Annotated in this window: 25 protein-coding genes; 9 read left to right on the top strand and 16 right to left on the bottom strand. The window is 59.7% G+C overall.

Annotation, left to right across the window (positions count from 1 at the left end; all coding sequences use genetic code 11):
* Positions 1-56: 56 nt before the first annotated feature.
* Entirely contained in the window at positions 57-929 is an 873-nt protein-coding gene (locus tag ACK83U_RS25300; protein WP_112603989.1) for a LysR family transcriptional regulator, read from the top strand.
* On the opposite strand, the gene ACK83U_RS25295 is transcribed toward ACK83U_RS25300, so the two are convergent.
* The 6 genes from ACK83U_RS25295 to ACK83U_RS25270 form a co-directional block, all read right to left on the bottom strand.
* Positions 926-2,656, bottom strand: a complete 1,731-nt coding sequence (locus ACK83U_RS25295; protein ID WP_112603987.1) for a M14 family metallopeptidase — start codon at positions 2,654-2,656, stop codon at positions 926-928. The genes ACK83U_RS25300 and ACK83U_RS25295 overlap by 4 nt on opposite strands.
* A 6-nt stretch (positions 2,657-2,662) precedes the next feature.
* Entirely contained in the window at positions 2,663-3,511 is an 849-nt protein-coding gene (locus ACK83U_RS25290) for an ABC transporter permease (protein WP_112604065.1), read from the bottom strand.
* Positions 3,512-3,516: 5 nt separating this feature from the next.
* Positions 3,517-4,440, bottom strand: a complete 924-nt coding sequence (locus ACK83U_RS25285) for an ABC transporter permease (RefSeq protein ID WP_112603985.1) — start codon at positions 4,438-4,440, stop codon at positions 3,517-3,519.
* Between the two features lie 63 nt (positions 4,441-4,503).
* Positions 4,504-6,039 (bottom strand): ABC transporter substrate-binding protein, encoded by a 1,536-nt coding sequence (locus ACK83U_RS25280; RefSeq protein ID WP_112603983.1) that lies wholly within the window; start codon positions 6,037-6,039, stop codon positions 4,504-4,506.
* A 44-nt stretch (positions 6,040-6,083) separates the two neighbouring features.
* Positions 6,084-7,910, bottom strand: a complete 1,827-nt coding sequence (locus ACK83U_RS25275) for an ABC transporter ATP-binding protein (protein WP_112603981.1) — start codon at positions 7,908-7,910, stop codon at positions 6,084-6,086.
* Complete coding sequence (locus ACK83U_RS25270; RefSeq protein ID WP_281409874.1) at positions 7,907-8,035, bottom strand: hypothetical protein; 129 nt, start codon at positions 8,033-8,035, stop codon at positions 7,907-7,909. The genes ACK83U_RS25275 and ACK83U_RS25270 overlap by 4 nt, the downstream gene beginning before the upstream one ends.
* Positions 8,036-8,352: 317 nt before the next feature.
* On the opposite strand from ACK83U_RS25270, the gene ACK83U_RS25265 reads away from it, so the two are divergent.
* From ACK83U_RS25265 to ACK83U_RS25250, 4 genes are all read left to right on the top strand, one after another.
* A complete protein-coding gene (locus tag ACK83U_RS25265) occupies positions 8,353-9,045 on the top strand; it encodes a GntR family transcriptional regulator (RefSeq protein ID WP_112603979.1) in 693 nt (230 codons plus the stop codon).
* 157 nt (positions 9,046-9,202) lie between these two features.
* On the top strand, positions 9,203-10,405 hold the full coding sequence (locus tag ACK83U_RS25260) for an MFS transporter (RefSeq protein ID WP_112603976.1): 1,203 nt from the start codon (positions 9,203-9,205) through the stop codon (positions 10,403-10,405).
* Positions 10,406-10,496: 91 nt separating this feature from the next.
* Positions 10,497-11,174, top strand: a complete 678-nt coding sequence (locus ACK83U_RS25255) for a FadR/GntR family transcriptional regulator (protein WP_112603974.1) — start codon at positions 10,497-10,499, stop codon at positions 11,172-11,174.
* A complete protein-coding gene (locus ACK83U_RS25250; RefSeq protein ID WP_112603972.1) occupies positions 11,171-12,442 on the top strand; it encodes a CynX/NimT family MFS transporter in 1,272 nt (423 codons plus the stop codon). Before ACK83U_RS25255 ends, ACK83U_RS25250 begins: the two co-directional genes overlap by 4 nt.
* Before the next feature lie 189 nt (positions 12,443-12,631).
* Here ACK83U_RS25250 and ACK83U_RS25245 read toward each other — a convergent pair whose 3' ends face one another.
* Positions 12,632-13,105: a MucR family transcriptional regulator gene (locus ACK83U_RS25245; protein ID WP_112411231.1), complete on the bottom strand. Its 474-nt coding sequence runs from the start codon at positions 13,103-13,105 to the stop codon at positions 12,632-12,634.
* A gap of 248 nt (positions 13,106-13,353) precedes the next feature.
* A complete protein-coding gene (locus ACK83U_RS25240) occupies positions 13,354-13,773 on the bottom strand; it encodes an NUDIX hydrolase (protein ID WP_112603970.1) in 420 nt (139 codons plus the stop codon).
* A gap of 226 nt (positions 13,774-13,999) precedes the next feature.
* Between ACK83U_RS25240 and ACK83U_RS25235 the strand changes: the two genes are divergently transcribed.
* From ACK83U_RS25235 to hpaR, 4 genes are all read left to right on the top strand, one after another.
* Complete coding sequence (locus tag ACK83U_RS25235) at positions 14,000-14,326, top strand: PadR family transcriptional regulator (protein WP_112337348.1); 327 nt, start codon at positions 14,000-14,002, stop codon at positions 14,324-14,326.
* Positions 14,323-14,895: a DUF1700 domain-containing protein gene (locus tag ACK83U_RS25230; RefSeq protein ID WP_112603968.1), complete on the top strand. Its 573-nt coding sequence runs from the start codon at positions 14,323-14,325 to the stop codon at positions 14,893-14,895. The genes ACK83U_RS25235 and ACK83U_RS25230 overlap by 4 nt, the downstream gene beginning before the upstream one ends.
* Positions 14,896-14,929: 34 nt before the next feature.
* Complete coding sequence (locus ACK83U_RS25225; RefSeq protein WP_112603966.1) at positions 14,930-15,637, top strand: GIN domain-containing protein; 708 nt, start codon at positions 14,930-14,932, stop codon at positions 15,635-15,637.
* Between the two features lie 132 nt (positions 15,638-15,769).
* Complete coding sequence (hpaR, locus tag ACK83U_RS25220; protein WP_112604063.1) at positions 15,770-16,291, top strand: homoprotocatechuate degradation operon regulator HpaR; 522 nt, start codon at positions 15,770-15,772, stop codon at positions 16,289-16,291.
* Between the two features lie 70 nt (positions 16,292-16,361).
* Here the strand turns inward: hpaR and hpaI are convergent, their stop codons facing one another.
* The 8 genes from hpaI to ACK83U_RS25180 all read right to left on the bottom strand — a co-directional run bounded on the left by hpaI (position 16,362) and on the right by ACK83U_RS25180 (position 24,443).
* Positions 16,362-17,168 carry a 4-hydroxy-2-oxoheptanedioate aldolase gene (hpaI, locus tag ACK83U_RS25215; RefSeq protein ID WP_112603964.1) on the bottom strand — a complete coding sequence of 269 codons (807 nt, stop codon included), beginning with the start codon at positions 17,166-17,168 and terminating at the stop codon, positions 16,362-16,364.
* Positions 17,169-17,179: 11 nt separating this feature from the next.
* Positions 17,180-17,983, bottom strand: coding sequence for a 2-oxo-hept-4-ene-1,7-dioate hydratase (gene hpaH / locus ACK83U_RS25210; RefSeq protein WP_112603962.1), 804 nt, complete (start codon positions 17,981-17,983; stop codon positions 17,180-17,182).
* Positions 17,983-18,855 (bottom strand): fumarylacetoacetate hydrolase family protein, encoded by an 873-nt coding sequence (locus tag ACK83U_RS25205; protein WP_112603960.1) that lies wholly within the window; start codon positions 18,853-18,855, stop codon positions 17,983-17,985. The genes hpaH and ACK83U_RS25205 overlap by 1 nt, the downstream gene beginning before the upstream one ends.
* A gap of 23 nt (positions 18,856-18,878) precedes the next feature.
* Complete coding sequence (gene gabD / locus ACK83U_RS25200; RefSeq protein WP_112603958.1) at positions 18,879-20,333, bottom strand: NADP-dependent succinate-semialdehyde dehydrogenase; 1,455 nt, start codon at positions 20,331-20,333, stop codon at positions 18,879-18,881.
* 69 nt (positions 20,334-20,402) lie between these two features.
* The gene (hpaD, locus tag ACK83U_RS25195) at positions 20,403-21,383 is read right to left on the bottom strand and encodes a 3,4-dihydroxyphenylacetate 2,3-dioxygenase (protein WP_112603956.1); all 981 of its coding nucleotides are present in this window, start codon (positions 21,381-21,383) and stop codon (positions 20,403-20,405) included.
* A 40-nt stretch (positions 21,384-21,423) separates the two neighbouring features.
* Positions 21,424-22,941, bottom strand: coding sequence for a 5-carboxymethyl-2-hydroxymuconate semialdehyde dehydrogenase (hpaE, locus tag ACK83U_RS25190; protein WP_112415102.1), 1,518 nt, complete (start codon positions 22,939-22,941; stop codon positions 21,424-21,426).
* Between the two features lie 41 nt (positions 22,942-22,982).
* Positions 22,983-23,369 (bottom strand): 5-carboxymethyl-2-hydroxymuconate Delta-isomerase, encoded by a 387-nt coding sequence (locus ACK83U_RS25185; protein WP_112603954.1) that lies wholly within the window; start codon positions 23,367-23,369, stop codon positions 22,983-22,985.
* Positions 23,370-23,423: 54 nt separating this feature from the next.
* Complete coding sequence (locus ACK83U_RS25180) at positions 23,424-24,443, bottom strand: phosphotransferase (protein ID WP_112603952.1); 1,020 nt, start codon at positions 24,441-24,443, stop codon at positions 23,424-23,426.
* Positions 24,444-24,446 lie beyond the last annotated feature (3 nt).

Raw genomic sequence — 24,446 nt, 5'->3', positions numbered from 1 at the left:
ATCATAAAAAATGAATTATTGTGAGAACAGATATCTCTATTGGAGATAAGACGAAGATGGACGTATCCGATCTCAGGGTATTCGAAGCGGTATCGCGGCACGGTAGCATGAACCGGGCGGCGCAGGAGCTGCACACTGTTCAATCGAATGTGACGGCGCGGATCCGGGCATTGGAAGAAGAGCTGGGTGTCAGCCTGTTCCAGCGCCATGCAAGAGGCGTGTCGACCACGCCGGCGGGACAACGAATTCTGCCATTTGTCGGTCGCATTACCAAGCTTCTGGCCGATGCCCGTGCAGCCGCCAAGGATGATGGTGAGCCGGGCGGGACGCTTTCCCTCGGCAGCCTGGAAACAACCACGGCGCTGCGATTGTCGCCGCTTCTCGGCCAATTCGCCAAGACCTATCCACAGGTACGTCTTGTCGTGACAACAGGTACGACCCGCCGGCTGATCGACGATGTCGTTTCATGCCGGGTCGAGGGTGCCTTCGTGGCGGGTCCCGTCAACCACCCCGATCTCGATCACGAGGTGATCTTTCAAGAGGAGCTTGTCCTCGTTACAACGCCCGCCATTCGTGGAATGAAAGATCTGGCCGGCATTGTCGATCTGAAGACTATCGTCTTCCAGATCGGATGCTCTTACCGCCAGCGGCTGGAGTCGCTTCTTGCCGAGATGGGTATCGTCACCTCGAAGCCGCTGGAATTCGGTTCTCTCGACACGATCATAAGCTGCGTGTCGGCCGGCGTCGGCATCACTCTTCTACCGAGAGGCGTGGTCGCTGCCGCCGCCCGGGAGGGCAGGGTCGCAATCCACGCGCTTCCGCCGGAGCGGTCGCTGGTGGATACGCTCTTCGTACGCCGATCGGACGCCTATACGACGAGCGCCATGACCGCGCTTCTCGATATGCTTGGTTCGACGCGTACGGCCTAGCTCGAAGCCATGATTTCCTGCCAGGCGCTATAGGCGGAAAGCACCGTTTCCATCTGTGCGGTATGGCCGGCGATGAATGCGTCGCCATAAATGGTCTCGTCCGGATATTCGGTTATCAAGGTCATAGGCACCGTATGGCGATCGTCGATATTGGCGAGGCAGGGGAAGCCGTTGATGATGCGGAAGCCTGTTTCGCCGGCATGTATTTCATAGAGTGCGATCTGGCGGTCGTTGTAATCCAGCAGACCCGGTATGGCGCCGAGGTGCCGGGTGACCTTGTCGAGAAGCTGCTCCGCCTGAGCGGCCCAGCCGGAATGATAACGGGCAATCAGGAAAAAGCCTTTCGGCAGCGTCCACATGGCGAAATTGCGCGGGACATAGCCGGAGAGCGGCCGCGTCCACTCATGGGCCGGATAGCCATGCAGGTTGACGTGCAGCCGCGCTCCGCTCAGCCTTTCCGCCTGGAAGCGGATTTTCTTTTCAAAGAGATAGGGACCGGCGGTCTCTTCGGTCCGATATTCGAGATCGTCGCCGAGCGCGGTATAGCGGGCGGCATGATACATGTGCCGCGGGTTGTCCAAGCGCAGACGCTGATGTAGAGCGTAGCCGTCGGGATTTTCGAGCGGCGAGATGGTGAAATGCGCGCCTTCGAGCTTGGCAAGCCGACGCGCGGCACGCAGAGCTCCCGCGCCGCCGGTCGTCTCGTTGGCGTGCTGTCCGCCGCTGATCATCACGGCTGCATCGCGGCCCTTGATATAGCGGGCTTTGACGGTGCGGCCGGAGCGAGTAAGGGCCTCAAATGCTTCGCCGCCAATCTCTTTGAGTTCGGCCTCGATCTGCTGCACGGCCACAGGTTCCGTTGCGGTCTCGATCTGCTGTTCGGCTCCATCCCAATAGCGAGACGTCAGCGGCTGCGTTTCCACTCGGACGAAAATATCGCCGGAGGACTGCAGGATCTGCGGAACGATCTGCCCCGGCTTCAAGCCGCGGTCACCGAGCGGCCGTCCGGATTTCTTCTGGAAGAATTCGAGCAGCGAGAAATAGAAGTCCTCGTGCAGCGCCTCGCGAAGGCTCATGATTTCGTCGCCGATAGGCAAGGCCTCATCCAACGCCGGCAGGGCAACGCGAATGTTCAGTTCCTCGAAATAGGGTTCGCTTGTGCCCCAGTCGAAGTGCGTGACCGCGTTGATGGTCTCCTCGAAGAGCTGCTCATAGTCCGTGGCGAGCCGGTTGCCCGCCGCATTGCCGTTCCTCATGAGCCAGCCGGTCGGGGAAACGCTCGTTTCGCCGGCGGTATCAATATGGACGCGATTGGGCGCGAGCACCTGCAATCGGCGTTCCTGGCCGGCATTGCCTTTCAGCAGAACGTCATAATGAAAGCCGCTATCGGCTCTTGCGACAAAGGTGATCTCGCGATTTCCCACCATTGCAGCGAGCGGATAGGCTTCAAGGCGAAAGCGGTTATCCGGTGCGTTGGGATGAACCGGATAGCGGATCTCGATCGTATCCACATCCTGCAGGTCGATTTCCTCGATGAAGGCATTGACCAGCGGCTTGTAAGCGCTGCGGATGCGGGCCTGTACGCCTTTTTCCCTGAGTTCGCGCTCTGCCTGCTGGCGGCTTTCTCTGTCATCGAAGGTCCAGGCTTCAAAGTTCTGGCCAGGCTTGGCATCGGCAACAAGGCGCGACAGTGTGCGCTCAAAACGTCTCTCGAAAATCATAGCCATGATATTCTACCTTGTCGTTCTGCCGGTCGGATCGAGGCTGTCGCGCAGCCAGTCGCCGAGGAGATTGAGACCGAGCACGGTCAAAAGGATTGCAAGGCCAGGGAAGAGGCTCACCCACCAGGCGGTTTGTAGATAGGTTCTCCCATCAGCCAGCATGCCGCCCCAGCTCGGAATTGTCGGGTCGACACCCATGCCAAGGAAGGTGAGGCTGCTTTCGAGAAGGATATTGTTGGCAATGTTCAGCGTCATCAGCACGATCACCGGTCCCAGAAGGTTCGGCAGCAGATGCTGGAAGATAATGCGCCAGTCTTTGACGCCGATCGCGCGTGCCGAGAGGATGAATTCCCGCTCGCGCAGGCTCAGCACGGAACCGCGCACGAGGCGTGCATATTGCACCCATTGCGAGACGATCAAGAGGATGATCGTATTGGTGAGACTGCCGCCGACGATGGCGATGAAGGTGATTGCCAGCAGAATGAAGGGCATGGCGAGCTGAATATCGGCAAAGCGCATTAGCAGCATGTCCCAGATACCGCGATAGTAACCCGCGGCAAGGCCGACCAGCACGCCGAGCACCACACCGCCGATCACGGAGGTAAGGCCGACCGTCAGCGATATCTTGCCACCTGCGACGACACGGGCCAGCACATCGCGCCCGAGCGGATCGGTGCCGAAGGGATGGGCGAGGCTGGCGAAGGGCTTTGCAAGCCTTGCCATCAGATCGATTTTTTCCGCGCCTCCGGGAAAGAGTACATCGGAGAGAAGCACGGCAAGGCAGATGATGACGGTGATCAGGGCTCCAACGATGAATTCGAAGCTGTAGAAACGCGAACGGCGTGAAATCGTGGCAGCCATCAGCATTACTCCGTGCGAATGCGGGGATCGACGAGGCCATAGGCGATGTCGACGAGAAGGTTGACACCGACGATAAACAGCGCCAGCACGGTGATCACGCCCTGCAAGACCGGGTAGTCGCGGGCGCCGACGGCGTCGAATGCCAGTGTGCCGAGGCCGGGCCAGTTGAAGACACGCTCGATGACGACGATGCCGCCGAGCAGGCCGCCGAACTGGATGCCGAAATAGGTAATGAGCGGGATGGCGCAATTTCGCAGGGCGTGCTTGTAGAGCACCTTGCTCTCGCTGAGGCCCTTGGCGCGCGCGACCATGATATATTGCGATTGCAGCGTTTCCAGCATGGCGGTGCGCACCAGGCGGACGTTCGTCGCCGTCAGGATCACGCCCATCGTCACCGCCGGCATGACATAGCTCGAAATCCCGACCATGCCGCTCGGCGGCAGCCAGCCGAGCGTGATGGAAAACAACAGCACCATCATCAGCGCCAGCCAGAAATTTGGGAAGGAAAGGCCGACCAGCGAGAGAACGCGAATGATCTGGTCTGCCGTCTTTCCACGTGCCGTCGCCGCCTTGATACCGAGCGGGATGGAGAGCGCAATCGAGACCACCATGGAAATGAAAGCAAGCAGCAGCGTGGCGGGCAAGGCGTTGGCGATCAGTTGCGAGACCGGCGTACCGCCGGTGAAGCTGCGGCCGAAATTGAGCGTCAGCAGTCCCTTCAGGAAGCTGAAATACTGCACGAGGAAGGGCTGGTCCGTGCCTAAGGCTGTACGGATACGCACGAGATCCTCTTCCGTCATGCTGCCGCCGCCCTGAAACATCATCACGGCAGGGTCGCCGGTGAGGCGGATGGCAAATGAGACGAGAAGAGTGATGGCGATCACGACGAAAATCGCCTGCAGCAATCGCTTGATGAGAAAACCGGCCACGTTCTTACCCCGAGAGCTTTCGGATGACGCCGCCGGGCGGGCCGGCGGCGTCTTGCTGGATGATTAATCGACGGTGACTTCGTTCAGCTTGATGCGCGTATCGGGAGCGGGCACGAAGCCCTTGACCCGCTTGCTGACGCCGTAGATCGCATTGCTGTTGTAGAGCGGCAGTTCCAGCGCCTTGTCGGCAACATATTTGCCGATGTCCTTGAGCACCTTTTCGCGCACGGCGCGATCGGTGAGCGGGCGCTGCGATTCCAGGAGCTTGTCGAGAGCGGCATCCTTTTCATAAGGGTTCCACTTTTCGCCGGAGTGGTACATCGAATAAGCGGTGTTGTCGTAGTCGAAGGTCCAGCCGCCCCATTTCTGCTGGAACATCGCGCCGGTCTTGCCCTGCGGGATGATATCGTTCAGCAGAACGTTGGTTTCATAGGGCTTGATGGTTGCGGTGATGCCGACCATCTGCAGGTAGCTTGCGACGACCTGCGCCACCTCGTTCATCGTCGTATCATTGCCGCGAATGTCGATCTGCAATGCCGCGCCCGGCTTCACGCCGGCTTCGGCAAGCAGCTTCTTGGCGCCTGCCGGATCATAGGGAAGTGGCTTCAGATCGGCATCGTAGCCGAAGGACAGGGAGTTCTGGAAGCTGACGATCTCGGTTCCCTGTCCAGCGAGGATCGACTTGACGATCGTGTCGCGATCGACGGCCATGATGATCGCCTTGCGCACGCGCGGATCGGCGGTGATGCCGTCGCGGGTGTTGAAGCGCAGCGCATCGACCGTTGGGCCTGGAACGCTGGCGATTTCCAGCTTGGAATCGCCCTGGATGACCGGCAGCATGCCGATCGGAATGGTCGGCGGGATGACGAGATCGACGCGGCCGGCTTGAAGCTCGGCAACGGCCGTCGCCGGCTCGCTGATGAAGCGGTATTCGAGCTCCGAAAGCTTCGGCGCGCCGCCCCAGTAATCCGGATTGGCTTCGAGCTTGATGTTCACCTTCGGCGTATAGGAAACGAACTTGAAGGCGCCGGTCCCGACCGGGTTGAGGTTGAAATAGTCCTCGCCCTTTTCCTTGATGTATTTCGGCGGAACGATCATCGCGCCATAGCCGGCAAGCTTCGTCAAAAGCACTGGATCGGGCGTCTTCAGCGTCATATCGACCGTGTAGTCGTCGATGATGTCGACGCTTTCGATCGCCGTGTAGTTCGAGCGCTGCGGTCCCTTGGCGCCCTGCTCGCCGAGCAGACGATCGAAGGTAAACTTCACCGCTTCGGCATTGAAGGGCTCGCCGTCATGGAACTTCACATTATGACGTAGCTTGAAGCGGATGCGCTTGCCTTGATCCAGCTCTTCCCAGGATTCGGCAAGGCCCGGTACCAGCTTGAGATCGGGGCCGCGATACGTGAGGCCGTCGAAGATGTTGGTCGAAACAGCGGCCCATGCCACCAGGAAGGTGTCGATCGGGTCCCAGCTGCCGGGATCCTGCGACGACGACACCGTCAGCTTGCCGGCCGCGAAAGCGGGAGCGGCGGTGATGGCGACGCTCGACATGACGAGTGCGGTCAGAGCGGTCTTCAATCCCCATTTCATTCTTTTCATTGAACCTGTTTCCTCTTCAGATCGATGCGATGGTTGGCGGTCGTTCAGGCGCTCTTGGCGATGAAGTGGCCTGAGGTGATTTCTTCGTGAGCCAGGATCGGCGGCTCGTCGCCGACGCGGCGGACCGGATTGGGGATCTCGCCCTCGATAAGCGCGGTTCTGCGCTCCTGCGTCGGGTCGGCGATCGGCACGGCCGAAATCAGGCGCTGCGTATAGGGGTGCATCGGCGTTTCAAAGACCTGCCGCCGGCTGCCGATCTCCATGATCTGGCCGAGATAGAGGACGGCGACGCGATGGCTGATCTTTTCGACCACCGCCATGTCATGGCTGATGAACAGATAGGCGAGCCCCCGTTCGGCCTGAAGATCCATCAAGAGATTGATGATCTGGGCCTGGATCGAAACATCGAGAGCGGAAAGCGCCTCATCGGCAATGATGAGTTTCGGATCGGAGGCAAGGGCGCGGGCAATGCAGACGCGCTGGCGCTGGCCGCCGGAAAACTCGTGCGGATAGCGATCGGCATGGGCTGACGTCAGCCCGACGCGTTCCAGTAGCTCGTCCACCCGGCGGCGAACCGCCTTCGATCCAGTGATGATGCCATGCGTGTTGATCGGTTCTGCAATCGAGAATCCCACAGTCTTACGCGGGTCGAGCGAAGCGAAGGGGTCCTGGAAGATATACTGCACATCGCGGCGCAGGCGGAAACGCTCCAGCGCCGACATGGCGGCAAAGCTCTTGCCATTGAAGGTGATTTCGCCGGAGCGCGCTTTCTGCAATTGCTGGATGGTGCGTCCGATCGTTGACTTGCCGGAGCCGGATTCGCCGACGAGGGCCAGGGTTTCACCGGGATGAATATCGAAAGCGACCTTCTGGACGGCACTGCAGCGATGCGTGACCTGACCGAATATGTTCTTCTTGATATCAAAGCGCACGAAGAGATCGCGCACCGACAGGAGCGGCTGCTGGTCGTAGCGGGCAGTATTCTGGACCCGTTCTTCACCGACGATCTTCGGCTCGCCGCCGTCGAGGACAGTCAGCGGTATGCGTTTCGGAAAATCCTGACCGGTCATGCTGCCAAGCCTAGGCACTGCGGCGAGAAGTGCCTTCGTATAAGGGTGTTTCGGATTGGCGAATATCTCGCGAACCGGACCCTCTTCGACCTTCTTGCCCTTCCACATGACCACGACATCATCAGCCATCTCGGCAACCACGCCCATGTCGTGGGTGATGAAGATCATACCCATGCCGAGATCCTTCTGCAGGTCCCGCATGATGTTGAGAATCTGCGCCTGGATGGTCACGTCGAGCGCCGTCGTCGGCTCATCGGCAATCAACAGCTTCGGACGGCAGGCAAGCGCCATGGCGATCATGACGCGCTGGCGCATGCCGCCGGAAAGCTGATGCGGATAGCGGTTCAAAAGGGCGGCCGCATCCGGCAGGCGTACCATCTTCAGAAGGCGACGGGCTTCCGCCATTGCGGCGGATTTGCCGAGTTTCTCATGAAGAAGAAGGACTTCGCAGATCTGGTCGCCGATGGTGAAGACGGGATTAAGGGAGGTCATCGGCTCCTGGAAGATCATGGCGATCTCCTTGCCGCGAACTGCGCGCATATCCTTCTGCGAGAGCTTCAGCAGGTCCTTGCCGTTGAAGATGATGCTGCCGGTCTGGAAGCGCGCGCCCATCATATCGGCAAGGCGCATGACCGAAAGCGAGGTCACCGATTTGCCGGAGCCGGATTCGCCGACGACTGCGAGCGTTCGCCCGGGCTCGACCGAAAATGAAAGCCCTTCGACCACGCGGTTTTCGCCGAACCGCACAGTCAGATCCGTTACGGACAGAAGCGGTTTGTTGTCGCCAGCGGCCTTGGTCATGCGCTTACCTCGGTATTGGGCAGGTCGTTCATGGCATCCGGAATGATAGCCGCGTTGTTCTTTGCATCGATGATGCAGGCGCACTCGCTGGGATCGCCACCAAGTTCGGACCGCAGCATGCTCATGCCGGCACCTGTTGCAGCCTGACAAAAGCAGGCGATGTTTTTCTACAAGACAGGCGTCTCATGAACATCTGTATCTGCGTTCCCATTATATTTGTTAGGCCGTGAGATAGCATCAAACGACAATCTGGTCTATATTGTTCAACAATTTTCATATTGCCAACGAAAAATGGGACAAACCTGCATGAAATCGTCCAGCGGACTTGCCGTTGGGACGGTGTGACTGCCGCAGGCAAGCATGGCAACGCCGCTCGCGTTCCAGCAAATGCTTGATATAGGCAGGCATCGAAGACATTTGAGTGCGGGCGCCGGGAGAGCGAATGAAGCAGACAAATCTTGCCAGCATCGAGCCGGCGACCGTCGCGGAGACGGGGCAGACGGTTGCAGAACTGACCGCCGCCCGCATCCGAGAGCGCGTGATCAGCGGCACGCTCTCGCCTGGCAGCCATCTCTCGGAGGCGGCTCTTTGCGAGGAGTTGCAGGTCTCGCGCAATACGCTGCGCGAGGTTTTTCGGCTGCTGACGAAAGAGGGCGTGCTACGCCACGAGGCCAATCGCGGCGTCTTCGTTTCCACGCCGAGCATTTCGACGATCATGGATATCTTCCAGATTCGCCGCCTGATCGAGTGTTCGGCACTCGCCAATGCACATCACCGCCACCCAAGCGTCGACAAGATGCGTGCCGCCATCGATGCCGCCGTCCAGCATCGTGAGCGTGGCGAATGGCTGGAGGTCGGCAGCGCCGATATCGCCTTTCATGCCGCGATCGTCGAGCTTGCCGACAGTCCCAGGCTTTCGGCCTTCTATGCGCAGATCTCGCTGGAGCTGCGCCTCGTCTTTGGGCTGATCCGTGATCCCGAATATCTGCACGCACCCTATGTCGGCCAGAACGCGACCATTCTTGCGCATCTGGAGGAGGGGGCGCCGGCGAGTGCCGCCGCCGCGCTGGAGAAATATCTGTTCCACGCCGAACGCTTTATTTTGGCCGCCTATTCGCGCGCGATGCCTGGCTGACGCCCAATTGCCACCATTGATATGATGAATGATGTGGGCAATCCGCGTCTGAGAAGGTCAAGCGCGATGCAATCATTTGCGTCTTGATCAGCTTTGACGGAAGGATATCCCAGCGCCTCGGATAAAGGCCTACTTTGCAACATACCCGACCCCGCCAATGACCCGTCTCCTTCCCGACGTTTTCCGCGACCCGACCATACGGGTGAGCATGCTTGCGATCTTTGCCTTCGGTTTTGCCGGAGCAGCGACCTCGCCCTATCAATCGGTCGTCGGTATCCGCGAACTCGGCCTCAGTAACGGGCTCTATTCGACGCTGATCTTCTGCGCGGCGGCGGTGAATGTCGTCGTCAGTATCCTGCTTGGAAATCTGGCCGACAGGCTCGGCCAATATCGGGTTATGATGCTGACGGTCGCCACTTTCGGCGTGCTGGGTTATGGCGCCGTCTATGTCGTTCCGGCACAGGCGACTTTCGTGCTCAGCGCCTTGTTTTTCCTGCCGATCTACGGCTCGCTCAACTCGCTGCTCTTTGCCAATGTCCGCGTTGCGACGAGGGGAATGGAGCGCAACGATATCGCCACGGTCAATTCCGGCGTGCGTGCGATGATCTCCCTTTCCTGGGTGCTGGTGCCTGGGATAACCGGAGCGCTGCTTGCAAATTCAGCGAGCATGCTGCCGGCCTATCTGTTCGCCGGTCTCGCCTGCGTCGCCTGTTTCGGATTGATCGCGATTTTCCTTCCGCGCCAGGATGGCATAGACAAGGCTGCTGCCCATCATCTTTCCTATCTTGCCGCGCTGGGTGAGGTCATTTCGCCACCGGTCTTCCTGCGCCTGATCGCTGTCGCGCTGATCAGCAGCACGCTGCATGTCAACGGCGCCATCCTGCCGCTTATCGTCACCGGTGCGGCACACGGAACCGTGACTGATATCGGCATTTTGGTTGGGATCGTTGCCCTTCTCGAAATCATCTTCATCGTTTTGTGGGGACGTGCACAGCGGATCATGAGTCACGTAATGGCGCTGGCGATCGGCACCGTCATCTATATCGTTTATCTGGTTCTGCTCGGATTGGCATCTGCCCCCTGGCATGTCTATGCGCTGACCCTCATCAGCGGCATCGGGGCAGCTGCCCTGATCAGTATTCCGATCACCTACCTGCAGGATCTGATTGCCGAGCGCCCGGGTTTGGGCAGCGCCCTGATCTCGGTCAATATCTTTCTGAGCGCAGGTCTCAGCGCCCTTCTTTTCGCGATCGGCACGGCCGTCAGCAATTATTCCGGAACGGCGCTTATCGGAGCCGCTGCCGGTTTGCTGGGGCTCGGCTTGCTGCTTTTCTTCGAAAGGGTGAGGCGGCATAGCTAGGGGCGGTCGTTCGGCTGATGAAACTCATTGACGAGGCATCGAGTATTGCGTAAGTGATAAAGTCATCCGATGACTTGATGAAAGTTCAGCCATGCGCGCTCTGACAAAAACGACGCTTGCGGATACAGCCGTTGAAGCAATCCGCAGCGAAATCACCGCCCGACGCTGGCTGGTGGGGGAAAAGCTGCCGAACGAAGCCTCCCTTTCATCCACGCTTTCAGTCAGCCGCGGCACGATCCGCGAGGCGGTGAGGGTGCTGGTCTCCCAGGGCTATCTCGAAACCCGGCAGGGATCCGGGACTTATGTTCGGTCCAACAAGAATGTCAGTCTCCCCCTGGATATGGCGCGCCGCGCTGGATTGAGGGATCAGTTCGAAGCCCGGCTTGCGCTGGAGGTCGAGGCCGCACGGCTTGCCGCGCTACGCCACTCATCGGACGTCGTTTCACAGTTGCGCGCCTTGTTGGTTGCCCGCGGCAATTATACGGGCGGCGATAAGGCCGCATTCGTCGAGCGCGATCTTGCCTTTCACAGGGCGGTCGTCGCAGCTTCGCAGAACAGGGCCATGATCGAAATCTACGAGTTCTTCTCTTTCTCGATCGCCGAAACTATCGAGGCGACGCTCGGTGCGGATATTCCCGAGCCGGATATGCAGGCGCATATCGCCATCGTCGATGCCATCGAAAGCGGTAGTCCCGAAGCGGCCGACAGAGCCGTGCGCCACTTCATGGCCCCCATCGTCGCTACTCTTGATCGGTTGCTTATGTCATGACCATGCCCTCGCAAAATCTCCCCTCCGTCGAGTTGATCGATGCCGAGGCCGATGAAATTCCGGTACCGCTGCCGCATGGAGGCAAATCGCCGATCGGCAGGTTTCTACTGGGTGCGAGCCTTGTGCTTATCGCTTTCAACCTCAGGCCGGTCTTTTCCAGCGCGTCGACACTTTTGCCGGAGATACGGGCCGGACTTGGTCTCTCCGCCTTCGGCACCAGCATTCTCACGACCTTGCCCGTCATCTGCATGGGACTGTTTTCACCACTTGCGCCAAGGCTCGCACAACGCATGGGCACCGAGCGGGTTCTGCTCGGTGTCATTTTCTTGCTTGCTGTGGGCACGGCGCTGCGGGGCTTTTCGTCGATTTCGCTGCTATTCTTGGGTACCGCGTTGGCCGGCGCCTGCATTGCTATCGGCAATGTACTCTTGCCGGGTGTGGTCAAGCGCGATTTCCCCGATAGAGCGGCGCTCATGACGGGTTGCTATACGATGGCGCTATGCGCGGGAGCTGCGAGTGCGGCCGGGTTCACGCTTCCCGTCGAACATGCCCTCGGCGATTCGCTGGGTGGCGCGCTCGCCATCTGGGCCCTGCCTGCCTTCGCAGTCGGGCTTCTCTGGTTGCCGCAGGTGATCGGAACGCATAATCAGGCCCGACGTACCGGTTTTCGCGTTACCGGTTTATGGCGTGACCGCATTGCCTGGCAGGTGACGCTTTTCATGGGGCTGCAATCGGCTCTCGCCTATTGCGTCTTCGGCTGGCTCGTGCCCATTCTGCGTGAGCGTGGTCTCGACGGCGTGACGGCTGGTGTCATCGTGTCAGTCTCGGTCATGGTGCAGGCCGCCGCCTGTCTGGTTGCCCCCCATATCGCCGTTAAGGGTAAGGATCAGCGCGCCATCAACGTCAGCCTGTGCGCGATCGCCGTCATCGCCTTGCTGGGCCTGCTTTTCGCTCCGCTTTGGACGGTCTGGTTCTGGGCCGTGCTTCAAGGCATCGGTCAGGGTGGATTGATCGCGGTGGCGCTGACGGTCATTGTGTTGCGTTCGCCTGACGCGTATGTGGCCGCGCATCTCTCCGGCATGGCCCAATTCGTGGGTTATTTGCTCGCTGCAATCGGCCCGCTCGTCGTCGGCATGATTCATGGCTGGACGGGAAGCTTTGCCTGGTGCGCAGTGTTGTTCGTGCTGCTTGGTCTCGGGGCTGCGATCAATGGCTGGTTTGCCGGCCGCGCGATCACCGTCAATGCGAGGACAATCGAAACCCCATGATGAAATGAGTGCTGGTCGCTTGCAAAGCGATGGGTGAGGGCGCGGAAGCGCCGGAACGGATAACTATACGCTCGCCGGCAGAGGGCGCTCTATCGATGTGCCAGCAGCCGGGATGAATTTGCTCACGCAAGAGCGATCGCTCATTAAAAGCGCAGCGCACGCTCGCGGCGCCTGGCGAAGCGCCGGGGGTTATCCGATCTTGCGTTGCCGGCGGGGCGGCTCAACCACCGGAGGAATCTCGGTCGTGCCCTTGGCGTGGCCAAGGAGAGCCTTCTTGGCCAGCGTCGATCTTGCGGCGGCATAGGAGGCACACACCATTGGATAGTCCGCAGGCAAGCCCCATTTCCTTCGGTATTCTTCGGGCGTGAGACCATACTTGCTGTTCAAGTGCCGCTTTAGCGATTTGTATTTCCCACCGTCTTCCAGGCACACAAGATAATGATCCGTGATGGATTTCTTGATCGGGACTGCTGGTTTCTGAGATCTTTCCGTCGGCGCTGCCGACGGCACAAGTTGCTGAGAGCCTGCAAGTGCGGAATAAGTTTCCGCAATGAGCCTCGACAAATCTTTCATCGCGAGCTTATTGTTAAGGACGTAGGCGGAGACGATCTTGCTCGTCAGCGCAAGAAATCTTTCGCCAGCGACAGTATTTCCTGTTTTCATTTCCCGCCTCCCATGCTTATTTAATTATTTATGCAATATGGTTTCGGCTTTCAATGGAAGATTGAGCGATTTTGGAGATTATTTTTTACGGGTTATTGTTATAGTAAATATGAGGGGCTTAGGATCTGCAAATTGTTATTTGCTCTGCATGCGCGTTTTCGAACTCACGGTCTCTGCTGCTTGACCGAAAGTCGATAGATTTCCACGAGGTGAGCCATATCGTGCTTTAGCTCTGCCGGAATCGAATGTTAGTTGCCGGGGGATAGACTATATTGTCGATGAAATGGCAGGACGTGATGTTCGGTAAGCGGCGCCATGACGATATCAGGCGGATTTTGTGGTGAAATCCAGCGAATCTCCTCGATCTCGGCCGTTGCTCCGATTTCGGCATCGCCCACGTGCAGCCGGAATATATCTGCAATGACGGTATGGTCCGGCTCGTTGGCGGCCGGCGCCTGGAAGCGGCCGATGAAAGTCAAATCGCTTGTCTCTATCGTAAGGCCGAGCTCTTCGAAAAGCTCTCTGACAACGGCTGCCGCTGCCGTTTCCTGCGGCTCGATCTTGCCTCCCTGTTGCATGAAGGCAACAGTGCCGCGCTTGCGCACAAGCAGCGTTTCTCCATCCAGGCGCAGCATCAGGGCCGCTGCTATGCGTATCGTTTTTGCCATGCCGTGATCTGAGCGGATTCGCGGTTGGTTTTCAACGCTCGTGATGTCAGCGCATGGTGCCTTACGATAGCGGTTTGGCGCCCAGCAATGTGTATCGTTACGATGCTGTCAGATGCTGCCGGAAAATGCGACGATCGCAGTACTGAACTGCTTGTGGGATGCGCCGCGTCGCTACCTTGCATAAACAGATAGCTTGTTATATCTTTTCTGTGAAGCTGAGGCGTTCATGACTGACTCGATCCAAGTTCAATTGCGGAAGGGCGTGCTTGATCTTTGCGTCCTGGCCGTACTCTCCCGGGGTGAAAGCTACGGCTATGAAATTGCGAGCACACTTGTGGCGGCGGTCGGCATGGGTGAAGGAACGATCTACCCGCTGATGCGCAGGATGCAGAATGACGGGTTGGTCGCGACCCGCATCGTCGAGTCGAGCAACGGGCCGCCGCGTAAATATTATCGGCTCACGCCGTTGGGACGTTCGATTTTCGAAGCGCATCGCCGCGATTGGCGCACGTTAGCAGGCTCCGTCGACAAGCTACTTGAGGATTTGCCATGAGCAGGGAAGCCTTTTTGCGCACGCTGAGATTGGGGCTTGCGGGCCTGCCTCCGCACGAGATCGATGATATCGTGGCCGACTATGCTGCCCATTTTTCCGAATCCGAGGCGTCAGGCCGAAGCGAGGAGGAAGTTTGCTCCGCGCTCGGCGACCCTGCCAGGATCGCAAGGGAGTTGCGTGCGGATGTTGGGCTGCGTCGTTTCGAGGCGCACTGGAGCGTGTCGAATCTTTTGGCCGCTACGGTGGCGCTGGCGGGCCTTGCCGTCGTCGATATCTTCTTCCTGCTACCTTTGCTGTTTGCGGCGATGTTCGTGACGCTCGGCCTTGCGATCGCTTTGGTAGCCGTTGGCGCCGTCGGTCTGAAGATTGTCGTGACGACCGTGCTGTTTCACGTCGGCTTGCCCTCCGTCGGCATGCTGGCTCGTCTGCTTGTTGGCGCCGGGCTGGTGAGTTGCTTCGTGGGCGGCGGGGCCTTGCTGCTGATGGGGTTGAGTTTGGGTATCCGCATGCTTGGGCAATATGCCCGCCTGCATTTCCGCTTGGCGCAGGTAGACGAAAGCCGCGCTTGAACGCTGGGCCGCGAATCGTTGGAGGAAATGAACAATGAACGGGAAATTGGCGACTATCGCGACGACCGGACTGATTTGTGCATTCGTCTTTCTGGCCCTCGGGATCGGACTTTCCGGGCCGGATTGGGCAAACGCAGGGCATTGGTGGGGTGGTACGCAATCCAGTTGCGGATCTGCGGCATCCGGCGGACAGCAGGTTATCCTGCCTTTCAGCTCCAATGGCAGCCTGACGATCGATATCCCGGCCTCTGTTCACTATCAGCCGGGCGGAAAGGCGGAGGCCGTCGTGAGCGGAGATCCAGCGCTGCTCAATCATGTGCGGCTGGAGGGCGGAAGGCTGAGCATGGATTGTAATCCGGGTTGGTCCAACTCCAAATTCGACGTCAGCCTATCAGGACCGCTCGTCACTGATTGGAGAGTACGGGGCAGCGGCGATCTCGCTCTGTCGCAGCTCGATCAATCAGACCTGCGCCTGAGGATATCCGGAAGCGGCAGCGTCACGGCCACGGGAAGCGCACGCTCGGTCGATCTCGATGTATCCGGTTCCGGCACTGCGCGTCTAAAGGACCTGGCCGCTCAATCCGCGAAAATCAGAATTCAAGGCAGCGGCGACGCGGAAGTCGCCGCTGCCGCGGATGCCGATGTCTCGATCAGCGGAAGCGGTAATATCGAACTCTACGGGCATCCGGTGCTGCGGCGTTCCGAGATCAGAGGCAGCGGCCGCCTGGTAGAGGTGCCATAATCCATGGCGAGAAAGCGCGCCGCGCGGCGGCGATCTTTGCAATCGGCTTTGATCGATAACATGCGATCGCCTTGCTTTGAATGATTCTCATGTTAATCAGTGAGGGCCATAGTCGAAGCGAATATGCAAAAGATGCAAAACAGAACAGACAGTGATGTGAGGCCGCGCGCTGAGCCGGAAATCGCGGCCACGCACCCCAAACGGCCACTGCGGGACCGTCGCCGTTCCCTAGCGATCGGACTTCTACGCGCCCGTGAAGCGGTCATGAGCCATTTCAGGCCGATCCTGCTGGCGCATGATGTGACCGAGCAGCAATGGCGCGTCATTCGCGTTCTCTACGAAGGCGGAAAGCTCGATGCGACGGAACTCGCAGACAAGGCATCCATTCTTGCCCCGAGCCTGACGCGCATGATCCGTTCGCTCGAAGAGCGCGGCTTTATCACCAAGCATAAAGATGATGCCGATGGCCGCAGGGTATTGTTGCAGATCACAGCGGCCGGGGAGGCGGTTGTCGAGGACGTTATGCCGGAGAGCCTGAAGGTCTATGCCGATATCGATGCTCGGTTCGGCGTGGAGCGCGTCGAGAAGCTTCTCGATATGCTGGATGAACTGGCGGCATTGAAATTGGAGAATGGCTCGGTCGGCGAGGAATGAGGGGCCGCTTCGGTTCTATTGATCCGCAAAATACGCGATAGGCGAACGACGACCGCCATGGCCCCTGCTATTAATAGACCTTGACGTCCTCAGGCGGCTTGGCTGTATCCGCTTTCTTGAAATCGTCAAGAAGCTTGATGGTAGCATTGGCAAGCAGCGTGACGTCGTTGCCTATCGCGACGAAGGTGGCGCCAAGTTCCAGATAGCGTTTTGCCAACGAGAGATCGCCGATCAAGATGCCCGCCGCCTTGCCATGCGACTGGATTTTTGCGAGCGCCTTTTCGACTTCTGTCTGCACTTCAGGGGCACCCGGCTTGCCGAGATAGCCCATGTCTGCGGCAAGATCGGATGGTCCGATAAAGACGCCGTCAACGCCTTCGGTCGAGGCGATGTCGTCGAGCGCCGCAAGCCCCGCGCGGCTTTCAACCTGCAGCAGCAGGCAGATCTCGTCATTGGCCGTGGCAAGGTAGTCCGGAATGCGGTTGAAGGCGGAGGCGCGGGCAAGGGCCGCACCGACACCGCGCATGCCATGCGGTGGGTATCGCACCGCCTTGACCATGGTTTCGGCCATTTCCTTGCTGTCGACCATCGGGATGAGCAGGGTCTGAGCGCCGATATCGAGCAGCTGCTTGATGATCCAGGTCTCGCCGATCGGCGGACGGATCACCGCGTGGCTCGCCGTGCCTTTCATCGCCTGCAGTTGCGAGACGAGAAGCGGTATATCGTTCGGCGCATGCTCGGCATCGAGCAGCAGCCAGTCGTAGCCGGCGCCGGCGCAGATTTCGACCGTGTAGGCATTGGCGAGGGCCTGCCAAAGGCCGATCTGCGCCCGCCCTTCCTTCAGGGCCTGTTTGAAGAGGTTCTTAGGCGCCGGCATGGTTCACTCCTTCATGCGAAGAACAGGCTGACCGATCCGTAGGGCCCGAAATCGGCATTGATCGTATCGCCATGTCGCGCCTCGATCGGGCGGATGAAGGACCCGGCAAGCACGATCTGGCCGGCTTCGATACCGTCGCTATATTGCGACAGGCGATTGGCCAGCCAGGCAATACCGCGTGCTGGCTGATTGAGCACGCCGGCGCCGAGGCCGGTTTCCTCGACCTCGGCATTACGGCTGACGATCGCGCCCATCCAGCGCATGTCGATCTCACCGGGCCGCACGGCGCGGCCGCCGGTGACGATGCCGGCATTGGCAGCATTGTCGGAGATGGTGTCGACGATGGTGCGCGCCTTCTTCGTCTCCGGATCGACACGAAGAATGCGCGTGTCGAGGATCTCAAGCGCTGGCGTCACATAGTCGGTCGCGTTCAGCACGTCGAAGATCGAGACATTCGGCCCCCTGAGCGGCGCCTTCATGACAAAGGCGATTTCGGCTTCGATGCGCGGCTGGATGAAGCGGTCGGCCGGCACCGTGGCGCCATCTTCGAAGACCATATCGTCAAAGAGGACCCCGGAATCGGGGATGTTGATGTTCAGCGCATATTGCATCGCCTTTGATGTCAGCCCGATCTTCCAGCCGATAGGCTTGCGGCCGTTCGCGATCTTCTTCTGCACCCAGGCGCTCTGAACGGCATAGGAATCGTCCATTGTCATTTGCGGATGCTTGAGCGAAAGGAGCCCTGTTTGAACGCGCGTCCGCTCGGCCTTATCGAGGCTTTCGGCGGCGGCCTGGATTTCATCTTGCGATAGCATCAGCGCACCTCGTCGGCGATCGTGTTTTTCAGGATGCCGAGGCCATCGGCCTCGACTTCGACGACATCGCCGGGCTTCAGCCAGATCGGCGGGTCGAAGCGCGCGCCGGCGCCGGTCGGCGTACCGGTGACGATCACGTCGCCGGGGACGAGCGTGGTGAAAGTGGAGATGTAGTTGATGATCTTGCGGAAGGAGAAGATCATCCGGCTGGTGCGGTCGCTCTGGCGCACTTCGCCGTTGACGCGGGTTCGCAGTTCGATGTCGTCGAGCTGAGCCGCATCGGTGAAGGGGATCAGCCAGGGGCCGATCGCGCCGGTATTGTCGAAATTCTTGCCTTGGGTGACGTTGAATTTCGCGTGCCGTACCCAGTCGCGGATCGTGCCTTCGTTGCAAAGCGAGAGAGCCGCGATGTGGTTGAAGGCTTCGGCTTCGGCAATCCGGCGGCCACCCTTGCCGATGACGATGACGACCTCGCCCTCATAGTCGAGCTGCGGGCTTTCCGGCGGACGGATCAACGGCTGGTCGTGGCCTGTGAAGGACCGCGGAAAGCGGATGAAGAGCGAGGGGTTGGAGGGGGCAGCCTGCCCATCCTTGTATTCCTCGTTGCGGTCGGGGAAATTGACCCCGACGCAGATGATCTTTTCCGGCGACGGAATGGGAATCTCGAAGCGGATGTCGTCAAGTGCGAAATCCGGCTTCAATGATTTGGCTTCTTCTGCGAGTTGAGCGAGGCGACCGGCCTCGATCACCTCACGCAGCGTCGGCCAAGTCGCGCCGTGGCGCGCGGAGAGGTCGACGACACCGTTGCCGACCGCAAGTCCATAGCCATGACGGCCGTTTCTCGAAAAGGATAGGAATCTGGGGTGGGTCATGCTTTCACGGCCTTCTCTTGACCTCAGACGACGCCGCCGAGGCAGACATATTTGATTTCGGTGAATTCCTCGATGCCGTAGCGTGAACCTTCGCGGCCGAGGCCGGAGAGCTTGACGCCGCCGAAGGGCGCTTCGGCCGTCGAGATCAGGCCGGTATTGACGCCAACCATGCCGTATTCCAGGGCTTCGGCAACGCGGAAGACGCGCGCGAGATCCTTGGCATAGAAATAGGAGGCAAGGCCGAACTCGGTGTCGTTAGCCTGGGCGATGACATCGGCCTCGTCCTTGAAGCGGAAGAGGGGCGCCACCGGCCCGAAGGTCTCTTCTCTGGCAACAGCCATGGCAGGGGTCACGTCGGCAAGCACCGTCGCCTCATAAAAGCGTCCGCCGAGCTGATGGCGATGACCGCCGGCGACGACCCGGCCGCCCTTAGAAAGCGCATCGGCAACATGCTCCTCGACCTTGGCCAGGGCCGCCTCGTCGATCAGCGGACCGAGATTGATGCCCTCGTCAAAGCCATTGCCTGTTTTCAGCGAACCGACAGCCTTGGAGAGTTTCTCGGCAAAGGCATCATAGACGCCCTCCTGCACGTAGAGCCTGTTCGCGCAGACGCAGGTCTGACCATTGTTTCGGAACTTGGCGATCAGTGCGCCCTCGACGGCAGCATCGAGATCGGCATTGTCGAACACGATGAAGGGTGCGTTGCCCCCAAGCTCAAGACCGAGTTTCTTGATGGTCGGTGCGCTCTGCTTATAGAGCTCGGCGCCCACTTCGGTCGAGCCGGTGAAGGTGAGCTTGCGCACGACCGAGCTTGCGGTCATCTCGCCGCCGATGGCACGGGCCGAGCCTGTGAGAACACTGAAGAGACCCTTCGGAAGGCCGGCGCGTTCGGCAAGGATCGCAATGGCAATCGCCGAAAAAGGCGTCTGCGAGGCGGGCTTCAGCACCATGGCGCAGCCGGCGGCAAAGGCCGGACCGGCCTTGCGGGTGATCATCGCATTCGGGAAGTTCCAGGGCGTGATCGCCGCGACCACGCCAATCGGCTGCTTCATGACCAGAATGCGCTTGTCCTTCTGGTGGCCGGGAATGATGTCGCCATAGACGCGGCGGGCCTCTTCGGCAAACCATTCGATGAAGCTTGCGCCATAGGCGATCTCGCCTTTGGCTTCGGGCAGGGGCTTGCCCTGTTCCGCCGTCAGGATGCGTCCAAGATCGTCCTGGTTTTCCATCATCAGCTCGAACCAGCGGCGCAAGATGCCGGAGCGTTCCTTGGCGGTGCGGGTGGCCCATTCCTTCTGCGTGGCTTCGGCTGCGGCAATCGCCTTTTTGGTCTCGGCAGCGCCCAGATTGGGAACCAGGCCGATGATTTCGCCCGTCGCGGGATTGTCGACCTTGATCGCATTGGATGGATCGGCTTCGATCCACTCGCCGCCGACCAATGCGGCCTGCCGGAACAATGTTGCGTCTTTCAATTTCATGACTGCCTCCTCGCGCTTGCGAACGTTGATGAGGAGCGGGCGTTTTTCACCCGCTCTCAAGGGTAACGCTTACGGCGCGATAATCGGCTGTGCCTTCAGGTCAGGCTCACCCACTTCCGCACCGGCAAACAGGCTACCATGTTCGAACCAGGATTTGGGAGCGGGTGCGCCCCAAAGTGTCTGGCGCTGCGGATCCTTGAGGTCCCATTTGATCGGCTCCAGATCGGGATCGACGGTCTGATAGTCCGAGCAGTAGATCTCGATGCGGTGGCCATCCGGATCGAGGATATAGAGGAAGAAGGCGTTGGAGATGCCGTGGCGTCCCGGACCGCGCTCGATATTGGCGACCCAGCCGGTCGTCGCCATCAGGTCGAGCAGGTCGATGATGTTGAGCGGCGTTGGCACCCAGAAGGCGGTGTGATGCAGGCGCGGGCCACGGCCGTTGGTGAAGGCGATGTCGTGGACGCCGCCCTTGCGGTGCGTCCAGGCGGCCCAGAGGCGGCCGGTTTCCTCGTCCTCGGTATATTCGGTCACGCGGAAGCCGAGCTCATTATAGAAGGCGACGCTCTCGTCGACATTGGTCGAGAAGCAGTTGAAGTGGTCGATGCGCAGCGGCTTCACACCCTTGTAGAGGGCATATTTCTGGTGGATCGGCGGCAGACGCTCCATCTTGGAATAGAATTCAAGCGGGATGCCGTGCGGGTCGCGGGTGCGGAATGTCCGGGCCTGATAGGGGCGCTCGACCCATTCAACCGGCAGGTCCTTGCCCTTGAAGAAATGCGCCGCTTTGTCGAGGTCCTCGTCACTGAACACCTTGAAGCCGAGGTCGCGGGCTTCCGCCTTGTCGGATTTCTTCAGCACGATGCAGTGATGCCCGCGCTCCTCCATTGCCCTGAGATAGATCGTGTCGGCCGTTTCATCCGTCACCTGCAGGCCGAGCGTGTCGACATAGAAGGCGCGGGACTTGGCAAGATCGGTGACGCCGAATTCGATATGGCTGAGACGCACGATGTTGAAGGGCGGATAGAGATTGGGTTTCGGCAGGGGCATTTGTTCCTCCTCTTATGCGTACTTATAGATATTGGCGGGCTCAGCCGCCGAGTTTCTGGATCGCGTGCGGCTTGGTGGCGAAGGCGACGTTCTTGGTTTCCATGTAGAAATCGAAGGACCAGTCGCCGCCGTCGCGGCCGATGCCGGAGCTCTTGACCCCGCCGAAGGGCGTGGGCAGGTGACGGACGTTTTCCGAATTGACCCAGATCATGCCGGCTTCGAGGTGATCGGTGAAACGGAAGGCGCGGGTGACGTCCGACGTCCAGAGATAGCCGGTGAGGCCGTACTGGACATCGTTGGCAAGCGCCAGCGCATCGGCTTCGTCCTTGAAGGGGATCGCGGTCAGTACCGGCCCGAAGATCTCTTCCTGCGCGATGCGCATCTGGTTGTTGGCGCCGGTGAACAGCGTGGGCGAGACGTAGCAACCGCCGCCTGGGCCGTTGACCTTCTCGCCGCCAGCGGCCAGCGTCGCACCTTCCGAACGACCGATCTGAATATACTCCAGCACCTTCTTTTCATGCACGGGATGGACGAGCGGGCCGACGACCGTTTCCGGATCAAGGGGATGGCCGACCTTGATGCGTTTCGCCTTCTCGGCGACGATCGCGGTGAATTTGTCGTAGACACTTTCTTCGACCAGCAGGCGCGAGGACGAGGTGCAGCGCTCGCCGTTCAGCGAGTAGATCATGAAGACGGCGGCATCGGCGGCGCGCTCGAGATCGGCATCGGCAAAGACGATGACCGGGTTCTTGCCGCCGAGCTCGAAATGCACGCGCTTCAGCGTATCTGCGCCCTGCTTCATGATCATCGAACCGGTGCGGCTTTCGCCGACGAAGCCGATCGCCTTGATCAAGGGATGTTCCGTCAACGCGCGACCGGCATCCTCGCCGAAACCGTTGACGAGGTTCCACACACCCTTCGGCAGACCTGCTTCCTCGGCAATCTCCACTAGCAGGCGGGCCGTCAGTGGTGAGAATTCGGCTGGCTTGTGGACGATCGTGCATCCGGCGGCAAGCGCCGGCGCGATCTTCCAGGTCGACAGCATGAAAGGGGTGTTCCAGGGCGTGATGATGCCGACCGGCCCGATCGGCACGCGGGTCGTCAGGTTCACCTGGCCCTCGGCGCGCAATGCCTTGCCATCACGGGCTTCCGGCGCGCGGTCGGCGAAGAAGCGGAAGTTCTCGGCGCCACGCAGAGCGGCCTTGGCCATGAATTTCAGTGACTGTCCGGTATCCATGCACTCGACGAAGGCGATCTCCTCGGCACGAGCCACGATCGCATCGGCAATCTTGTGCAGGAGCTTCTTGCGCGCGTTGCCGGGCATGGCGGCCCATTCGGCGAAGGCAGCTTTTGCGGCCTTTGCCGCGCGGTCGATATCGGCAGCCTTGCCGTGGGCAACGGTTGCGAGCGGCTTCAGATCGACAGGCGAGATGGTCTCGAAGGTGGAACCATCATCGGCACGCACATCCTCGCCATTGATGCGGTTCAGTACGCCGTTATCCTTGAATCGAGCCAGAAAGCCCTCGGCCTTTGCGATGTTTTCCTGCAGTTTGGACATCGTCTATTCCTTTGGTGTTATGTCGTCCCGCGAAGGGAATGTCACTTGCCGCGAAGCCGCGGATGAATGGCGTTCTTCTTCCAGCTGAGTTCCGCATCGATCTCGCGGATCTCAAGCGAGAGGGCGAAATGCGGGGTGTCGAAGAGCGGGCCGAGAACGTCGATCGCCGCGGCGAAGATCGCCTCGCCGGTGCGTTTCTTTTCCTCATCCGTGCGGCCCTTGCCGATGCGGAAGTTCAGGTCGACGAAGGCGTTTTCTGGCAGCTTGTCGGCGATTGCATAGTGCTCGGCGCGAAAGGCGCGCACCCGCACGGCACCGACTTCGAAAAGGCCGGTCTCCAGAACCGTCTTCAGCAATCTTTCGCAGAGCGCGCCGATATCGGCGCGGCCCTCGAGATTGGCCGAATACTCGATGGCGAGATGTGGCATTGAGTCCTCCCGAGACTTTAATTACTTAACACGTTAATAAATATCTCGCGGATGTCAAGCGACAAAGTCGAGCTGTCTTGCCATCTCCAGACTTGCATGGACGTAACGCGACAGACGTTCGACATTGTCCGGAATTTCCGGACGTTCCGCGAGCCATCCAATATATGTAAGGTTCCTCAGCACCATGAATAGGGGCAGGGCCGCCAGAGCCGCTTCGGAGAGTGCTCGCCGGCTGCGATAGCCTGATACCAGCGCTTTCTCGATCACCGGATAGGCGGGTTCGTTGCGGTTCTTGAGCAGGGTCGTTGCGAGATCAAACAGGCGGAATCCATGGCCGGCATCATCGAAATCGATGAAGGCGACGTTGTTTTCAGCTCCCGTCAGAAAGATGTTTTCCCGCACCAGATCGGCATGGATCAGCCCATAGTCGAGGCTTCGGCTATCCGCGTTCGCGAGCAGTTGACGCAGCTGGTGGCGCAATGCCGAGAGGGCGATAGTGCTCTCGGATGAAAGGCCGCGACAATCCCAGAAGCGGCCCCAGAGCGGCGTTTCGCCGAGCAGCCCATCGATGTCCCAAACCGGGCGGTGAAAATCTTCCGGTGGTTCCCACACATCGGCAAGCTCGTGCATGATGGCCATGTTCTGCCCGATGCGGAAGAAGATTGCTTCCTGCATCTCAACAGATTGCGATAGCGGCACGCCACTTTGGCCAAGCGGCACACCATCGATCCAGCTCACCACATCGGCATGCTGTTCGGCAAAATGCCTGTTGGCCGGCAGTCGGACGAGGCTTTGCTTTCTGCTTGTCGGCACAGGGCTCGGCACATCCAAGCCGCCGAGCTTAAGCGTCGCCATGAAATGCAGCTCCGAGCGCAGGCTCGTCTCGTCATGATAGCCTGGCCGATGCAGCCGGAGCGCGGCGAACTGGCCGTCTTCCAGCGTAATGCGGAAGACGGCATTCTCGCGATATTTCATCAGGACAGGCTCGTAGGCCCGCACAGGCCAATGGTCGAGTGCTTCCAGCGCACGTTTCTGGAGCGCGTCACGGATGGTCTGTGGCAACGGATCGGCCATATT

It is taken from the genome of Rhizobium sp. WW22 (genome assembly GCF_047041135.1).
Lineage (GTDB): Bacteria > Pseudomonadota > Alphaproteobacteria > Rhizobiales > Rhizobiaceae > Rhizobium.
This window is presented reverse-complemented; position numbering and strand designations above follow the sequence as displayed.

What these genes read in the sequence shown, in the direction of transcription:
- ACK83U_RS25300 (WP_112603989.1), top strand. Translation starts at nt 57, where the DNA reads ATGGACGTATCCGATCTCAGGGTATTCGAAGCGGTATCGCGGCACGGT.
- ACK83U_RS25295 (WP_112603987.1), bottom strand. Translation starts at nt 2,656, where the DNA reads ATGGCTATGATTTTCGAGAGACGTTTTGAGCGCACACTGTCGCGCCTT.
- ACK83U_RS25290 (WP_112604065.1), bottom strand. Translation starts at nt 3,511, where the DNA reads ATGGCTGCCACGATTTCACGCCGTTCGCGTTTCTACAGCTTCGAATTC.
- ACK83U_RS25280 (WP_112603983.1), bottom strand. Translation starts at nt 6,039, where the DNA reads ATGAAAAGAATGAAATGGGGATTGAAGACCGCTCTGACCGCACTCGTC.
- ACK83U_RS25275 (WP_112603981.1), bottom strand. Translation starts at nt 7,910, where the DNA reads ATGACCAAGGCCGCTGGCGACAACAAACCGCTTCTGTCCGTAACGGAT.
- ACK83U_RS25270 (WP_281409874.1), bottom strand. Translation starts at nt 8,035, where the DNA reads ATGAGCATGCTGCGGTCCGAACTTGGTGGCGATCCCAGCGAGTGCGCC.
- ACK83U_RS25265 (WP_112603979.1), top strand. Translation starts at nt 8,353, where the DNA reads ATGAAGCAGACAAATCTTGCCAGCATCGAGCCGGCGACCGTCGCGGAG.
- ACK83U_RS25260 (WP_112603976.1), top strand. Translation starts at nt 9,203, where the DNA reads ATGACCCGTCTCCTTCCCGACGTTTTCCGCGACCCGACCATACGGGTG.
- ACK83U_RS25255 (WP_112603974.1), top strand. Translation starts at nt 10,497, where the DNA reads ATGCGCGCTCTGACAAAAACGACGCTTGCGGATACAGCCGTTGAAGCA.
- ACK83U_RS25250 (WP_112603972.1), top strand. Translation starts at nt 11,171, where the DNA reads ATGACCATGCCCTCGCAAAATCTCCCCTCCGTCGAGTTGATCGATGCC.
- ACK83U_RS25245 (WP_112411231.1), bottom strand. Translation starts at nt 13,105, where the DNA reads ATGAAAACAGGAAATACTGTCGCTGGCGAAAGATTTCTTGCGCTGACG.
- ACK83U_RS25240 (WP_112603970.1), bottom strand. Translation starts at nt 13,773, where the DNA reads ATGGCAAAAACGATACGCATAGCAGCGGCCCTGATGCTGCGCCTGGAT.
- ACK83U_RS25235 (WP_112337348.1), top strand. Translation starts at nt 14,000, where the DNA reads ATGACTGACTCGATCCAAGTTCAATTGCGGAAGGGCGTGCTTGATCTT.
- ACK83U_RS25230 (WP_112603968.1), top strand. Translation starts at nt 14,323, where the DNA reads ATGAGCAGGGAAGCCTTTTTGCGCACGCTGAGATTGGGGCTTGCGGGC.
- ACK83U_RS25225 (WP_112603966.1), top strand. Translation starts at nt 14,930, where the DNA reads ATGAACGGGAAATTGGCGACTATCGCGACGACCGGACTGATTTGTGCA.
- hpaR (WP_112604063.1), top strand. Translation starts at nt 15,770, where the DNA reads ATGCAAAACAGAACAGACAGTGATGTGAGGCCGCGCGCTGAGCCGGAA.
- hpaI (WP_112603964.1), bottom strand. Translation starts at nt 17,168, where the DNA reads ATGCCGGCGCCTAAGAACCTCTTCAAACAGGCCCTGAAGGAAGGGCGG.
- hpaH (WP_112603962.1), bottom strand. Translation starts at nt 17,983, where the DNA reads ATGCTATCGCAAGATGAAATCCAGGCCGCCGCCGAAAGCCTCGATAAG.
- ACK83U_RS25205 (WP_112603960.1), bottom strand. Translation starts at nt 18,855, where the DNA reads ATGACCCACCCCAGATTCCTATCCTTTTCGAGAAACGGCCGTCATGGC.
- gabD (WP_112603958.1), bottom strand. Translation starts at nt 20,333, where the DNA reads ATGAAATTGAAAGACGCAACATTGTTCCGGCAGGCCGCATTGGTCGGC.
- hpaD (WP_112603956.1), bottom strand. Translation starts at nt 21,383, where the DNA reads ATGCCCCTGCCGAAACCCAATCTCTATCCGCCCTTCAACATCGTGCGT.
- hpaE (WP_112415102.1), bottom strand. Translation starts at nt 22,941, where the DNA reads ATGTCCAAACTGCAGGAAAACATCGCAAAGGCCGAGGGCTTTCTGGCT.
- ACK83U_RS25185 (WP_112603954.1), bottom strand. Translation starts at nt 23,369, where the DNA reads ATGCCACATCTCGCCATCGAGTATTCGGCCAATCTCGAGGGCCGCGCC.
- ACK83U_RS25180 (WP_112603952.1), bottom strand. Translation starts at nt 24,443, where the DNA reads ATGGCCGATCCGTTGCCACAGACCATCCGTGACGCGCTCCAGAAACGT.